The 13446-nt window shown below is 58.8% G+C and carries 12 protein-coding genes and 2 pseudogenes; 7 read left to right on the forward strand and 7 right to left on the reverse strand.

Annotation, left to right across the window (positions count from 1 at the left end; genetic code table 11):
* Window positions 1-237: 237 nt before the first annotated feature.
* Window positions 238-402: a hypothetical protein gene (locus AC0L7L_RS00700; protein WP_473511204.1), complete on the forward strand. Its 165-nt coding sequence runs from the start codon at window positions 238-240 to the stop codon at window positions 400-402.
* A 179-nt stretch (window positions 403-581) separates the two neighbouring features.
* On the opposite strand, the gene AC0L7L_RS00705 is transcribed toward AC0L7L_RS00700, so the two are convergent.
* Together AC0L7L_RS00705 and ada are read right to left on the reverse strand one after the other, a co-directional pair.
* On the reverse strand, window positions 582-1430 hold the full coding sequence (locus AC0L7L_RS00705; protein WP_473511205.1) for an SDR family oxidoreductase: 849 nt from the start codon (window positions 1428-1430) through the stop codon (window positions 582-584).
* Window positions 1357-2421 carry a bifunctional DNA-binding transcriptional regulator/O6-methylguanine-DNA methyltransferase Ada gene (ada, locus tag AC0L7L_RS00710; protein ID WP_473511207.1) on the reverse strand — a complete coding sequence of 355 codons (1065 nt, stop codon included), beginning with the start codon at window positions 2419-2421 and terminating at the stop codon, window positions 1357-1359. The genes AC0L7L_RS00705 and ada overlap by 74 nt, the downstream gene beginning before the upstream one ends.
* A 215-nt stretch (window positions 2422-2636) precedes the next feature.
* On the opposite strand from ada, the gene AC0L7L_RS00715 reads away from it, so the two are divergent.
* The 4 genes from AC0L7L_RS00715 (at window position 2637) to AC0L7L_RS00730 (ending at window position 5885) form a co-directional block, all read left to right on the forward strand.
* Window positions 2637-3563: a DMT family transporter gene (locus tag AC0L7L_RS00715; RefSeq protein WP_473513701.1), complete on the forward strand. Its 927-nt coding sequence runs from the start codon at window positions 2637-2639 to the stop codon at window positions 3561-3563.
* Window positions 3560-3808 (forward strand): Ada metal-binding domain-containing protein, encoded by a 249-nt coding sequence (locus AC0L7L_RS00720; protein WP_473511209.1) that lies wholly within the window; start codon window positions 3560-3562, stop codon window positions 3806-3808. The genes AC0L7L_RS00715 and AC0L7L_RS00720 overlap by 4 nt, the downstream gene beginning before the upstream one ends.
* A gap of 78 nt (window positions 3809-3886) precedes the next feature.
* Window positions 3887-4555 (forward strand): endonuclease/exonuclease/phosphatase family protein, encoded by a 669-nt coding sequence (locus AC0L7L_RS00725; protein WP_473511211.1) that lies wholly within the window; start codon window positions 3887-3889, stop codon window positions 4553-4555.
* Between the two features lie 169 nt (window positions 4556-4724).
* The gene (locus AC0L7L_RS00730) at window positions 4725-5885 is read left to right on the forward strand and encodes an MFS transporter (RefSeq protein ID WP_473511213.1); all 1161 of its coding nucleotides are present in this window, start codon (window positions 4725-4727) and stop codon (window positions 5883-5885) included.
* Between the two features lie 294 nt (window positions 5886-6179).
* Here the strand turns inward: AC0L7L_RS00730 and AC0L7L_RS00735 are convergent, their stop codons facing one another.
* From AC0L7L_RS00735 to ftrA, 3 genes and pseudogenes are all read right to left on the reverse strand, one after another.
* Complete coding sequence (locus tag AC0L7L_RS00735) at window positions 6180-7382, reverse strand: oxidoreductase (RefSeq protein WP_473511215.1); 1203 nt, start codon at window positions 7380-7382, stop codon at window positions 6180-6182.
* A 46-nt stretch (window positions 7383-7428) separates the two neighbouring features.
* A complete protein-coding gene (locus AC0L7L_RS00740; protein WP_272209725.1) occupies window positions 7429-8304 on the reverse strand; it encodes an NAD-dependent epimerase/dehydratase family protein in 876 nt (291 codons plus the stop codon).
* A 255-nt stretch (window positions 8305-8559) separates the two neighbouring features.
* A pseudogene (gene ftrA / locus AC0L7L_RS00745) lies at window positions 8560-9587 on the reverse strand (transcriptional regulator FtrA).
* 120 nt (window positions 9588-9707) lie between these two features.
* Between ftrA and AC0L7L_RS00750 the strand changes: the two are divergent.
* On the forward strand, window positions 9708-10322 hold the full coding sequence (locus AC0L7L_RS00750; RefSeq protein WP_473511217.1) for a glutathione S-transferase: 615 nt from the start codon (window positions 9708-9710) through the stop codon (window positions 10320-10322).
* 273 nt (window positions 10323-10595) lie between these two features.
* Window positions 10596-11021: pseudogene (locus tag AC0L7L_RS00755) on the forward strand (transposase); the annotation flags it as partial.
* A gap of 38 nt (window positions 11022-11059) precedes the next feature.
* On the opposite strand, the gene AC0L7L_RS00760 reads toward AC0L7L_RS00755, so the two are convergent.
* Complete coding sequence (locus AC0L7L_RS00760; RefSeq protein ID WP_272209727.1) at window positions 11060-12133, reverse strand: LacI family DNA-binding transcriptional regulator; 1074 nt, start codon at window positions 12131-12133, stop codon at window positions 11060-11062.
* An 86-nt stretch (window positions 12134-12219) separates the two neighbouring features.
* Window positions 12220-13404: a glycoside hydrolase family 88 protein gene (locus tag AC0L7L_RS00765; RefSeq protein WP_473511218.1), complete on the reverse strand. Its 1185-nt coding sequence runs from the start codon at window positions 13402-13404 to the stop codon at window positions 12220-12222.
* Window positions 13405-13446: the final 42 nt, after the last annotated feature.

Below are 13446 nucleotides of genomic sequence, written 5' to 3' on the forward strand. Positions count from 1 at the left end.
CACGGTCTCGTCTCTCTGCATTCTGGCACCTCCCCGACATCATCCGTCATCCGCACGATATATTTTTCCATCCCTTCCGTCAGGATCGCGCGGACGCGGATCGGAGGACGGGATGCAAATATCGGATATAGGGCTGCTCATGGGGGCGACCCTGTTGGCGGATGGCGCAACGAGATCGCGGGCGGAGGCCCCTTCTTCACCTTCCCGGCGCTCAACCGCTGGCATATGCGGAAAAATGTGGCAATAGGGCCCGTCACGGGCATGGCGGAGGGGCTGTGGCCCTCCATGGCGGCTATTTCGGGGCGGGGCGTTCTGCTTCTGGTGCTGCTGACGGTGACAGCAGACGAAGACCGCTCACGGTTGAACGTAGTCATCGGAAAGGTCGTCTTAAAGGAGGCCTAGGTCGCATTGGGCAAGGATCGAGGGGTGTGATGATAGATGGTGTGGGGCACTGGCCCCATTTGGACGCACCCCGGATATGCCTGGAAGAGATACTGGGTTTCCTTGCATCCAAGGCACGAAGACATGCCCTAAACCTGTCCAAGCGATGGCGGGCAGCTCAACCAATCCTCGCTGCATGGTCATCCAGAAAGCAGGAAATGGGAGCGGGTGCGTTCAATGACAATCTGGCGAAATGAGACATTCGCCGGAGCGGACAAAGCGAAAAGGATCGCATCGACGACGTCCTTGTTTGTCAGACTTTCATTGATCCCGCGTTCTCTGTCCCACTCCGGCGGCACGTCTTCGATCATACCCGGATAGATCGATGTCACGCGGACCGAGCTCCCCCGCAGCTCCTCGAGAAGCCCCTTCGCAAAGCCATCCTGGGCCGCTTTTGCGGCCCGGAATGGCAGTGAGGCTCCCGCAAACCTCGTATACGGCAAGCCCGACATCGATACGACCGTGTGAATATCCGCGTGCGCCCTGGCCTTGAGCAAGGGCAGCAGTTGCCGTGTAAGGACCAATGTACCGGTAACCGCGGAGTTGACCACTGCCGATATCTGATCGTTGGTTTGATGCTCAAGGGCTCCGCCTGTCCAATGAGCGCCGTTGTTGACAAGGATGTCGATGTCTGGATGAGCGATGGCAATCTCGGCGGCCGCTTGACTCACTGATGCAGTGTCGGACAGGTCGCAAACCACGATGTCCGGCCTCGCGGAGCTATCGTTGAATATTACGTCAGCAATGTCTTGCAGGGCATGTTCGGATCGGCCCAGCAAGATGGGAATCGCCCCCAGGCGCGCGGCAACAATCGACAACGCTCTGCCGAGACCACGGCCCGCACCCGTAATAACCATTTTTCTGTTGCGCACCGTTGCCTCTTTTCCGCTGAAGGCATGGCAGCCGTGGCCATGCTCACGCCGGGGCTTCCTTTTCGAGAAGAGCGCGTTTGCGCTCCACACCCCAGCGATACCCGGAAAGCGCGCCATCGTTCCTGACGACCCGATGGCATGGAATAGCCACTGCGATCTTGTTCGCGCCGCAGGCCCGGGCCACGGCCCGAGCAGCCTTCGGTTCTCCGATTTCACGGGCGATGTCGGTATAGGACGCTGTCCGGCCTGGCGGGATCTGCCGCAGAGCCTGCCATACGCGTTTCTGAAACGCGGTTCCGCGTATGTCGAGCGGCAGGTCCAGGCCGATCTGCGGTGCCTCGATGAAACCCACCACCTGAGCGATATGCGCCTCGAACGCTTCATCGCCGCCGATCAAATTGGCTTTGGGAAAGCGATCCTGGAGGTCACGGAGCAATTGCTCCGGATCGTCGCCAAGGCTGATCGCGCAAATTCCCCGCAAACTTTGGGCTACGAGTATCGCTCCAAGCGAACATTGGGCCATGGCAAAGCGGATGTCGGTGTCCGCGCCACCGTTCCTGTAGGCGGTCGGTGTCATTCCGAGCACGTCGTTGGAACGTTCATAGAAGCGGCTGTTGGTATTGAAGCCGGCGCTGTAAATGACGCCGGTGACGCTCTCCGTCTGCTCTGCAAGCCCGGTCCGAATCTTGCTGGCCTGGTGTGCCGAGGCCCACTGTTTCGGCGTCAGGCCTGTGATCGCCTTGAACTGACGATGGAAGTAGAAGGGGCTTAATCCGATCCGCCGGGCCAGTTCATCGAGCTTTGGGGTCTTGTCCGAGGCCTCGATCAGCCGGCAGGCCTCGGCGATAATCTCTGCATTCGCTTCCGCCAACGAGTGCCCGTTCGGGTTGCACCGTAGACAGGCGCGATAGCCTGCTGCTTCCGCTTCCGCAGGCGTGTCGTAAAAGGTCACGTTCGTCGGCTTCGCCCTCCGTGAGGGGCAAGAAGGCCGACAGTAAATGCCGGTTGTTTTTACGGCAAAGACGAAAGAACCGTCAGCCTCGGCATCACGCGCCACCACGCTCTGCCAGCGTGGATCAAGTTCGGTGGATGTCTGCTTTTCGACCATGTCAGACTCGTTCGATTGAAGATGTCGAGAACACCATAGGAGAACCAGGTGCCGATCTCACTCCGTTCCTTGCTTTCAAAACAGGGCTTCGGAATTTGAGCGCAAGAAACGGATCGCGCAGCACATTCCTTACATGACATCGTCGTCTCGCCGAACACCCCACTGGCAGAAGCAGAGGACTTGACGTGTCGACAGCATCAACAACCAACCGCCCGATGACCGCTTTCGAATGGGTCATGCTGCTTGCTCTCGCCATTGTGTGGGGCGGTTCGTTCTTCTTTAACGGCATTGCGGTTCTGGAACTGCCGGTCTTCACCGTGGTGGTGTCCCGCGTGGCGCTGGCCGCGATCATTCTGCTTGTCATCATGCGGTTGCGGGGAGAACGCATGCCCCGCGACAGACGTGTCTGGGCGGCGTTTTTCGGCATGGGCCTTTTGAATAACGCCATCCCGTTTTCGCTGATCGTCTGGGGACAGCAGCACATCGCCTCGGGCGTGGCCTCGATCCTGAACGCCTCGACGCCGCTGTTTACAGTCATTCTTGCCCACCTCCTGACCCGCGATGAACGCATGACGGGGGGCAAGTTGTCGGGCGTGCTGATCGGCTTCATCGGAGTCGCAGTTATGATCGGTACGGATGCGTTCCGCGATTTCGGCGTGAATGTCGCGGCACAGCTGCTTTGTCTCGCCGGGGCGGTTTCCTATGCCTTCGCAGGCATCTACGGGCGCCGTTTCAGGGCAATGGGCGTTACGCCGATGAGCACAGCGACCGGGCAGGTCGTAGCGTCGAGTCTCATCATGTTGCCGCTCGTCATGGTGGTGGATCGTCCCTGGACGCTCCAGGCACCCAGCCTGAACGCTATCGGTGCATTGATCGGTGTGGCGGCGATCTCAACCGCATTGGCCTATGTTCTGTATTTCCGCATTCTTGCCACGGCAGGGGCAACCAACCTGCTCCTTGTGACCTTCCTCATTCCGGTAAGCGCCATTCTTCTCGGCACCCTGATTCTCGGCGAAGTCCTGCTTGCCCGCCATTTCGCGGGCATGGCGCTGATCGGCGTCGGACTGGCAGCGATCGATGGACGACCATGGAAGGCCGTCCGTACAACAGCCTTTCGAAAAAAGGAAACGACGACATCATGACCAGGAATGACCTACGCTGGCAGGCTATCCAGACTTGCGATACGCAGGCTGCCGGAACATTCGTTTATGGAAACAAAGCCGACGGTCTCTACCATTCCCCACTTTGCCACAACCGCCCGACTGATCGGGACGCTGTCCTGTTTTTCGATACGCCGGATGAGGCTCGGAAGCACGGCTTCAAAGCCTGCAATGCGTGTTCCCCCGATCATGCCGCGTGGGTGGTGAGCGCAAGTCGCTGGATGTAATGAATAGTCAGATAGTAAGGAACTCCTCATTCACACCGCTCCCTCGACCAGCTGATCGTTGAAACAAGGAGATTTCAGTTGCGTATCATGTGTCCGAATGGATGGGGCGGCAAGCTTTGTGATCACCTGCAGAATTACCTTCGCGAAACATCGCCCGACGTGCTGTGCCTCCAGGAGGTCGTGCACACGCCCGACACGCAACAAGGCTGGTTGACCTATCGCGATGGCGAACATGTCCTGCCACAGCGCGCGAACTTCTTTCGCGACGTCTGCGAGGCCTTGCCGGGACACACGGCCACGTTCTGCCCGGCGGCGCAGGGTGTTCTCTGGGACTATGAAAGGGGCTGGCCGGTGACAATCGCGCATATGCATAGCCTGCGGGATCGGCGCGGGAAAATGGACACGCCCGAGCGCATGCAACAGGCGCAAAGGCTTGCCAGCCTTGCCACAGGCGTTTCAGAACCGGGCGATCGCCTTATCATATGCGGCGACTTCAACGTCGAACCGGACAGCCAGACCTTCGAGGTGTTCAGCGAAATCGGCATGGATGAACTTGTGACTGGCCGCGGGTTTTCCGGCACGCGCTCGTCGCACTACAAAAAACCGGGCCGGTTCGCCGATTACATGCTGGTCAATGGCGCGGTCGAGGTCGTCTCGTTCGAGGTGCCCGAACACCCCGAGGTCTCGGACCATCTGCCGCCCCTGTCCGGAATTTCCAGTCCCAATAGCGTATCCGGTCCTCCTTGAGCGAACAGCCGTACCATCATGCACGCGAGTGTAAAACGCCATCACGATCACGCATGACGGTCGTAGCCGCTTTGGTTGAAGTTAAAGTGTTTTGTCCGAATGGTTTCATTGCTCTCTCCAACCGCGTCTTGTCTTGTGATTGCCATCACCTCCGTGGGATAGATCCGGTATGAATTCCACCCGCTCCGTGTCGCCACATCGGTTGCCCGCTACTGACTGGTGGTCGGTGGCCACCGTCATCATTGGGATCACCGTCTTTGCCGTGGCGCAGGGGATGACCTATCCTCTTATCTCATTGCTTCTCGGCCAGATGGGCGCATCTGACACGATCGTTGGCCTCAACGCGGCCGCCTTTATGCTTGGTTTGGGAGTGTCGGTGATCGTCGTGCCCGCACTGACGCTAAATCTTAAGGCTGGGCAAGTGATTGTTGCCGGCCTGCTGGGCGCAGCGGTAATTCTGGCGGGGTTCGCTGCTACCGAGGACCTGAGGATTTGGTTCATCCTGCGCTTCGCCCTGGGCTTTTGCGTCAATACCATTTACGTCTTTGGCGAGGCCTGGCTGAACGCTGCCACTGCCGACGCGGTGCGCGGTCGCGTCTCGGGCGTTTATGGCGCGGGCATGTCTGCGGGGTTTGTGATAGGTCCGCTGGCCATCCCGGTGCTGGGCACGGACGATGGATTGGCCTTCGCCGCCTGCGCGGTGCTGGTCTCTCTCGTTGCTTTTGGTCTCGCGCTTCTGTCGCGCCGCGCTCGGATCGAGCCGGACAAACTGGTGCTCGCCGACCTTCCGCGGTTTGTTCGTGCCGCGCCGTTGCTTGTCTTCCTGATTGTGATTTTTGGCTTCGTGGACGCCACAGTCCTTTCACTCTCACCGTTGCACCTCACGGCAGGCGGTGTTAGCGCCGCAACTGCAGCGACCTTTGTGGCAGTCATGCACATGGGCATGATCGTTGCTCAGCCGCTGCTGGGGGTGGTGCTGGACAAAGTGGATCGCAGGCTCGTGGCGGCAGGATGCATGGCTGCGACAGGTCTGGCTTTCGGCCTGCTTGTCTTCGTACCAGCGACGGGAGCCCTTATCTGGGTGCTTGGCGCGCTCGGAGGGGCGGCATTCTTCGGCATCTACACCAGCGCGCTTGCAATTCTGGGGCAGGAACATAGCGGTGCAATGCTGGTGGCAGGCGCCTCCGCCTTCTCGCTCGCTTACGCCTTCGGGGGAGTGATCGGACCCTCTATCACTGGCGGTTTGGTCGATCTTGTTCCCGGCACGACTTTTGCGCCCGTGGCGATCCTGGGCTTTTTTGGAGCGCTACTTGTCATGTGGCGGCGGTAAAGACAGGTCAGCGATGGTCATCCGCACCATCATCGCTGGGGTGGCCGATGCACCCGGCGCGGCGCATCCATATAGAGCATCGTACGCAAAACTGGCCCCGGTTTCGCGCAGAAACCGATGCGACCACAAAAGGACAGAGCGGCAAAGCAGTTCAGCTTGAGCGCGCGCCGCTCTCGCTCCGGTCCATGGTTTTCGCTCATGTGAGGGCAAGTCACTCAGCCAACACATTCTCAGATGGACGTTTTGGGGTGTGTCTGTTCATGCATTTCAACACTGATTGTATTGCGAAGTTGCTTAGAAACGGCGAAGCCAGATTTCCGTGCGCTTCTTGTCGCGTGCCTTGTAGGTCTCAAGAGCTGCCCGCAAATCGTCTGTCGTCGACAGACCGCAATCTTCACCGATCTCGGTCAGCCGCATCGTATACCATGCGGTCACACCGCCCTCCGGAGGATCGGTGAAACTCGGAAATGCCGGATTTGCCACGTGCCGCGTTTGCCAGAGACTTGGTAGTGACGGCTCAAGGGCAAGCGCTCGCGCCATGCCGACGAGGTCGACGGCGCCGCCGGCCACCGCCTCCTCAGCCTGGCCCAGTGTCTTGAATCCGCCTGTCGCCATCAGGGGCTTTGTCGTCACCGCCCGGGCGCGCATGGCGAAATCGACGAAATAGGGACCCTTGCCGCCGCTGTCGGAAGCGGACCGGGCGCCTGGAAAATACGTTCCACCGCTGATATCGATCAGGTCGAGTTCGGTCCCGTCCAACGCGGCGATCACCGACAATGCGTCTTCAGCGTCGAGACCGCCTTCCAACTGGTCAGATGAATTGAGCTTCAAGCCAACGGGAAAGTCCGGACCGACGGCCGCGCGCACTGCCCCCACGACCTCGAGCAAGAGCCGCATCCGCCCGGCAATGGAGCCGCCATAGTCATCGGTGCGCCGATTGAACAGAGGTGACAGAAACTGGCTGATCAGGAAGCCATGGGCGGCATGAATTTCGACCCCGCCAAACCCTCCGTCCCGAGCCAGTCGCGCCGTTCGCGCAAACTCGAAAGGCAGTGCCGCGATCTCGTCCCGCGACAGCTCCGCGCAGATCAAGCCGGGCAGATTGAGTGCGCTCGGACCCTTGGGGGTGCTGGTCGAGGGGTAAGCCAGGGCGCCGGCGTGACCGAGCTGGAGCCAGAGCTGGGCACCATGCACTGGTGCCGGCTCGGGCAAGCGCCTCGAACCGTTCCAGATCGGCGGTGTCGTCGAGAACGAGGTTGCCCGGTTTCTCGGCAAATTTGCCGCTCCCCTGAACCTCTCCGATAATCGACAGGGCCACACCGCCCTCGGCCCAGCGTTGATACAACCTGATCTGTGCTTGCGTGGGATGCCCTGTCCCATCGCCCAGGAGTCCGACATTGCTGCTTTCACGATGCGATTTTTCAATACAGTGCCGCAGGGCAGCAGCAGTGGCTCGAACAAAATACCCTGGCGATTGTCATGCGTGGTTTGGCTCACAACCGGTTTTCCTCCTTGTGGTCCGCTTTGCTGTCAAAATCTGAACTCAGGCAAGCAGATCTGACAGACGATAATCGCCGGTTTTCGGTTCCCAACCGGTCGCCTGTCGCAGTTTGTGTGATGACATTTGCTGATCAAGCGTTGGCCCCTTGGCCCAGTCGCCGTGGCGTTCGGCAAGACCTTCGACGCCCAGGATCGACGGTTCAAGCGTATTGCCATGCCGGTCAGCCAAGGTTTTCACAATGTCGCTCACCCGGACACCTTGTTCTGCACCGGCGTTGAAATGCCCGGTCAGGTCATGTCTTTCCAGCAGATCGCAATAGGCGCGAGCGAGGTCAGAGCGATGTATTATTGGCCAACGTGTATCGGGGCTTCCCCAAATTTCAATCGTGCGCCCGCCTCGTGCGGCGTCAATAAACTCTTCAAACACGCCGCCGTCCTCGGAATAAACCATCGCAGGATGAATGACGGCGGTTGAGAGGAATTCGGCACGCAACAGCTTTTCGGCATGGCTCACCATCCAAGCAAATGCTGGTAGGGGATTAAACGGCCAACCTTCCGTTGCTACTTCATCTCCGGTCTTGCCATAGAGCCAACATCCGCCAGTGTAGAGCAGACGACGAGTTTTCGTTGCATTCGCCGATGCATGGAGCAGAGCAGATACAACCCGCGCATCAATATCTCCCATGTCCTCAGTAAAAGTTGCGGCGGTTTGGATAATGGCATCATGGTCGATGGCGTCGTTCACCCATGCTTCCGGTGCGCGCATGTCGCCTCGATAAGGTATTGCGCCGAGGTTCCTGATCTTTTCTTCAGAGACCTCGGAACGGCATAGAGCGACAACGTCGTGCGATCGGGAGCGCAGTTCGCGAACAATTGCGGTGCCAATGGACCCCGTTCCACCCAGAATGAATACCCGCATGGCTCCCTCTATGTGCGCGAGTTGCATCGCCCGTTTACCTGCCTCAGACGATATTTTCAGTCAAACAACTTATCCGAAACTGCCATATCCGTTTTCCCGAAGCCGCATTTCATTGGCCACGGGAACAGCGGTTGGGCTTCGCGCGGGCAAGATGAGAAACTGGCGGCATGGGAACCATCCAGGAACATTTTAGCTTGGCCGCCGAGCTGTACGGAAAGCCGGGACCACGTCAAGTGCGTCGGACGTCCGCTAACCTCAGTTTGAAGCTGTATCACCATTTGTGTTCATATCTGAACAATTAGCAGACTGACCCAACGGGTCCTGCCTGAGGTGAAACCGGGTCCGGTAGGTCGCTGGCGACAAACCGCTGGCGGCGCGGAAATGCTGACGGAAATTCGTGGTTGTGCCGAAACCGGCTCGAACTGTAACCTCTTTTATGGACAGGGTTGTTTCCTCCAGAAGATCGCGCGCATAAGCCATACGCTGTCGCTGAAGCCAGTCGCCAGGTGCAAGACCGGTTGCCTCACTGATGTGCCGGTGAAGGGTACGAACGCTGACATGAGCCTCCGTCGCCATGCGTTCGACGGTCCATTTTTCGCCAATTCGCCTCTGAATCACTTCGAGCAATTTCGAGAGCCTCGCGCCGGACGGGGAGGAAGAGACCGCTCGATGAATTGCGATTGGCCGCCATCCCTGTGAGCCGCGACGACCAGTCTGCGCGCAACACTGTTGGCAGCTTTCGCTCCAAAATCCTTTCGGACAATATGGATGCACAGATCGAGTCCGGCGGCGCTTCCGGCCGATGTGAGGATATCGCCCTCATCGACATAAAGGGCGTCTCGTTCAACCACGATCTCCGGATAGCGAGATGACAATGCATCGAGGTGGCGCCAATGCGTCGTCGCACGCTTACCCGCAAGCAGGCCGGCCTGAGCGAGCAAGAAAGCCCCGCCGCAGATCGCGACGATGCGGGTCCCTTTTGCATTTGCCCGGCGGAGAGCATTGAGCAGCCTTTCGGGACCGGCTACGGCCGGCCCGCGCCAACCCGGAATGACAATCATATCTGCCGCTTCGAGGAGTTCCAGCCCGCCATCTGCCTCCAGCCGCAATCCGCCGGCGCCCCGGATCGGTTCCGGCTCGACCGCGGCGGTTCTGCAGCGATACCAGCCGGATCCCATTTCAGGGCGTGACAGACCGAAGACTTCGAAGGCGCAGCCGAACTCGAATGTGCAGAGCTGGTCATAAGCAATGATGACGACGAGTGGACGGAAGTCGTTTGGCATGATTGTTACGATAGTGGCAAATTCGGTCACTCGCAATGATGTTGCCGTCCCGGTAGCGTCATCGTTGCGGGAGGATCAAAGTACCTTCCCACAAACAAAATTCGACCCGGGATTAAGACAATGAAATTGATCGGGATGCTGGATTCTCCCTTTGTGCGGCGTGTAGCGATTTCCTTTTACCTTCAGGGCATCAGCTTTGAGCACAGGCCTTTATCCGTCTTCTCTGCCTTCGACGCGTTCGCTGCCATCAACCCAGTCGTGAAAGCGCCGACACTGGTGATGGATGATGGAACCGCCCTGATGGATTCCGGCCTGATCCTTGAACTTGGCGAGCGGCTGGCCTCTTCCGATCGCAAGCTCACGCCGAGCGATATCGATGTGCATGTCCAGGCACAAAGGGTTATCGGCCTGGCACTTGCTGCCTGCGAGAAGACTGTTCAGATAGTCTATGAACACAATCTCCGTCCGGCGGAAAAGCTGCATCAGCCCTGGATCGATCGCGTCGGCGACCAACTGTCGGAGGCCTATCGGCTGCTGGAGGAGCATGTCAGACAGGCCGACCCTTGGCTCTTCGATGCCCGCCCGCTTCAGGCAGATATCACGAGTGCCGTCGCATTCCGCTTCTCCCGCGAATCGCTACCGGACCTTGTCGATGCCGAGTCTCACCCGGCACTTACCGCTCTGTGCGCTCGCGCGGAGGCGACCACAGCGTTTTCCGCTTTCCCGTTCCCGTAAGGCGCAATATCGAATGCGTCATTCACGAATATGAAGATTATGAGTTTATTGAGGATTGCAGATGCCAGGCATAAAAGTTGGTGATGCTTTAGTCGGCGACAGGTTAGACTGGTTGGCGCTCTGGTCTGGGTACACTCATTTTTATCTTCGCAAGGTGGAAGAAAGAACTACCCAGAGAACGTGGACGGCCCTCGTTGAAAGAACGGGGCAACCCAATGGGTTCGTGGCTGAAATGAATGGCCGACTTGTCGGTTTTGCGAATTACTTTTTTATACCATCGACTGGTTCAGAAGCCGGGTGTTGTCATGGAAGCTTTCGATCACGCTGGAAGCCGCGTTTAGCATTGAAGCCGTCGAGGAAGCGCTCGGCCGATATGGCAAGCCCGAGATATTCAGCAGCGATCAGCGATCGCAGTTTACGTCCATTGATTTTACTGATGTTTTGAAAGAGGCCGAGATCAAGATCTCGATGGATGGCAAGGGCGCATGGCGCGACAATGTCTTCATTGAACGGCTGTGACGGTCTATCAAATATGAAGAGGTTTACCTTCACGCCTACAAGTCTGTCGCCGAAGCCAGGGCGGGCATCGGGCGATATCTGACCTTTTACAACAGCCGTCGCCCGTATTCATCGCTTGACCGCAAGACACCCGATCAGGCTTACTTCAACACGCTGCCCGCCATATCAGCGGCAGCATAACGACGCCGGAAACCACTTAAGAACGACCATAAGCCCGTTCAAACAAACCGAGCCACTTCATTCCGCGGCAGGGCCGCAATTCCTCCCACCGGGCCGGTCGTCTTTCGTTCCACCAACTGAACGCCCAGTGTAATACGGCGCGCCGAATTGAAGGTGGCCAGTGACTGTTGCAGAAGCAGAGTTACGGCCAGGCGGCCCATTTCCGCGCGGTCCATATGCATTGTGGTCAGCGGCGGGGAAGCGTGCGCGGCGAGCGAAAGGTCATCGAAGCCGATGATGGACAGGTCGTCCGGCACGGAAAGCCCGAGGGAGGACGCGGCCTGCATCACGCCAAGGGCGACCAGATCGTTGGCGCAGAAGATTGCCGTGGGCCGTGGGGTGCGCTCACGGAGGATCTCCGTGATCTTGTCGCGGCAGGACAGTGTGAGGAGATCGGGATCGCCGACATCGATCACGTGGTGAGCAAACGAAAAGGCGACGCCGGCTTCTTCCATGGCATCGCGGAAGCCGAGCATGCGGCGTTTCAGCGATTCCCGGTAGAGATGGGTCACGTGAATGATTTCGCGATGGCCAAGCTCCAGCAGGTGTTGAGTGGCCGCCCAGCCGCCGAAATTATAGTCCGGCGAGACACTGGAAAGCTGCATCTTGCGATCCATGCCATTGACCAGTACCGCAGGGCGACCGGTGGAGCGCACGGCATCGATGACCGGCGTCTCGTCAAGACCGACGAGGATCGCAGCGTCGGCGCGGATGTTGCGCAGGGTGTCGTAGTCTGCGCTTGTCGGGTCGTTGGATGTCACCAGCGCCAGATCAATATCGATGCTCTCCTCGCGAGCACTTTTGAGCAGACTGTCGACGATCTGACCGTAAAACACGTCATTGGTGACGTATTTGTCGAGGGTGACCACGAGCGCGGATGATATCCGCGTGGCGATTGTGGCGCGGCCGCTGCGGCCGCGATAGCCGATTTCCTCCGCGATGCGTGTTACCAGAACCCGATTGGCTGCGCTGACGCCTTCCCGATTGTTGAAGACCTTGGAAACTGCCGCAACGGATAGTCCGGCGGCTTCTGCGACATCTTTGAGCGTTGGTGCGGGCAATGGTTTCGTCATGATCATTCCGGTCGCTTGGTCTCTTGCCGGCCTTATACGAAACTTTCCGAAACTTTCCTATTCCCATCACGCGTTGAAGTCGTTTTTTACCAGAAAAACCGAGTGTGCCCGTCGGAGCGCATCAGCGCTTCCATGAAATAATAGTCGCCATAAGGCAGCATCGTGTCGCAGCGTCCGGCAGGAACATGCGCGGCGCCATGGGCCAGAAGCCCCTGGGCACCTTCGGTCTTGGTCAGATCGCAGGTCAAAAGCAACCCGTCTATCAGGCGATCGGCAAAGGCGCGCCATCGCAGGGCTTCTTCTGCGGGGATATCCTGATCCGCCAGCAGGTAAAGCCCTGCCGCCATGACGGCGCCTGCTGAGGAATCGATGTAAGGCGTCTCGGTCTCGGGCAGGTTGAAATCCCAGACAGGAACGGAGGCAGAGCCGACCAGCGCCTCGGCCTTCGCAGAGAGCCTGCGTGCGACCTCGAGATGAGCAGGGTCTTTGGTCGCCGCATAGCACTGTGCAAATCCATGCATCAACCAGGCCTGACCACGGGCCCAGCATGACGAATCTGCGTATCCCTGATGGGTTTCGCCGCGAATGGGTTCGCCGGTTGACGAGTCGAAGACGAAGGTGTGGAAGCTGGTATCATCATCCCGGACAAGACAGGTGGCGGCAGTGGCGGCATGGATCTGCGCGACATCGCGGTAATCTTCAACCGCAGTCTCGCGGTGCGCCCAGTAGAGAAGCGCGAGGTTCTGCATGGTGTCGGCTATCATTCTGCCGTTGGCGAAGGCTGCCTTCTCCCGGTCATGCGTGCCCTGTGCGCTCCAAGCCTGGATATAGCCGCCTTCTGGCCTGAACCGCGCCAACAGGGCGTCGGCGGCTGCAAGGCCCATTGCGCGGGCTGACTTGTCGCCTGTCATCAGCCACTCGGCGACGGAAGAGAGTGAAAACTGGAAGCCCAGATCATGATCGCGCAGCCGTCGATCGCGGAGGACCTGTTCAAATTCGGGCCTTCTCGCCTTGGCCGCATTCTTGAATGTGCTGCTGCCGGTCAGCTGACAGGCAAGCCAGAGTTGTCCCGTCTGGAAGCCCATCACCCAATCTGCGCCGTTGCAGTAGATCCAGCGGTTGTCAGCATTGCCGATCTTGGGGTTGCGCAGACCGACGGCCGGCATTTGCTGATGGATGCGTTCAACACAGCGTGTCAGGGCTTCCTGATGCGCGACGTTTGTATGCACGTCGGATTCCTTTGCGAAATACGAGTCGGCGATACGGTTCATGGGGTGTATTCCTCTTGGCGAAATCAACGCCTCCAATTTCGT

It is taken from the genome of Martelella sp. K41-7 (genome assembly GCF_055808365.1).

What these genes read in the sequence shown, in the direction of transcription:
- AC0L7L_RS00705 (WP_473511205.1), bottom strand. Translation starts at nt 1,430, where the DNA reads ATGGCGCGCTTTCCGGGTATCGCTGGGGTGTGGAGCGCAAACGCGCTC.
- ada (WP_473511207.1), bottom strand. Translation starts at nt 2,421, where the DNA reads ATGGTCGAAAAGCAGACATCCACCGAACTTGATCCACGCTGGCAGAGC.
- AC0L7L_RS00715 (WP_473513701.1), top strand. Translation starts at nt 2,637, where the DNA reads ATGACCGCTTTCGAATGGGTCATGCTGCTTGCTCTCGCCATTGTGTGG.
- AC0L7L_RS00720 (WP_473511209.1), top strand. Translation starts at nt 3,560, where the DNA reads ATGACCAGGAATGACCTACGCTGGCAGGCTATCCAGACTTGCGATACG.
- AC0L7L_RS00730 (WP_473511213.1), top strand. Translation starts at nt 4,725, where the DNA reads ATGAATTCCACCCGCTCCGTGTCGCCACATCGGTTGCCCGCTACTGAC.
- AC0L7L_RS00740 (WP_272209725.1), bottom strand. Translation starts at nt 8,304, where the DNA reads ATGCGGGTATTCATTCTGGGTGGAACGGGGTCCATTGGCACCGCAATT.
- AC0L7L_RS00750 (WP_473511217.1), top strand. Translation starts at nt 9,708, where the DNA reads ATGAAATTGATCGGGATGCTGGATTCTCCCTTTGTGCGGCGTGTAGCG.
- AC0L7L_RS00760 (WP_272209727.1), bottom strand. Translation starts at nt 12,133, where the DNA reads ATGACGAAACCATTGCCCGCACCAACGCTCAAAGATGTCGCAGAAGCC.
- AC0L7L_RS00765 (WP_473511218.1), bottom strand. Translation starts at nt 13,404, where the DNA reads ATGAACCGTATCGCCGACTCGTATTTCGCAAAGGAATCCGACGTGCAT.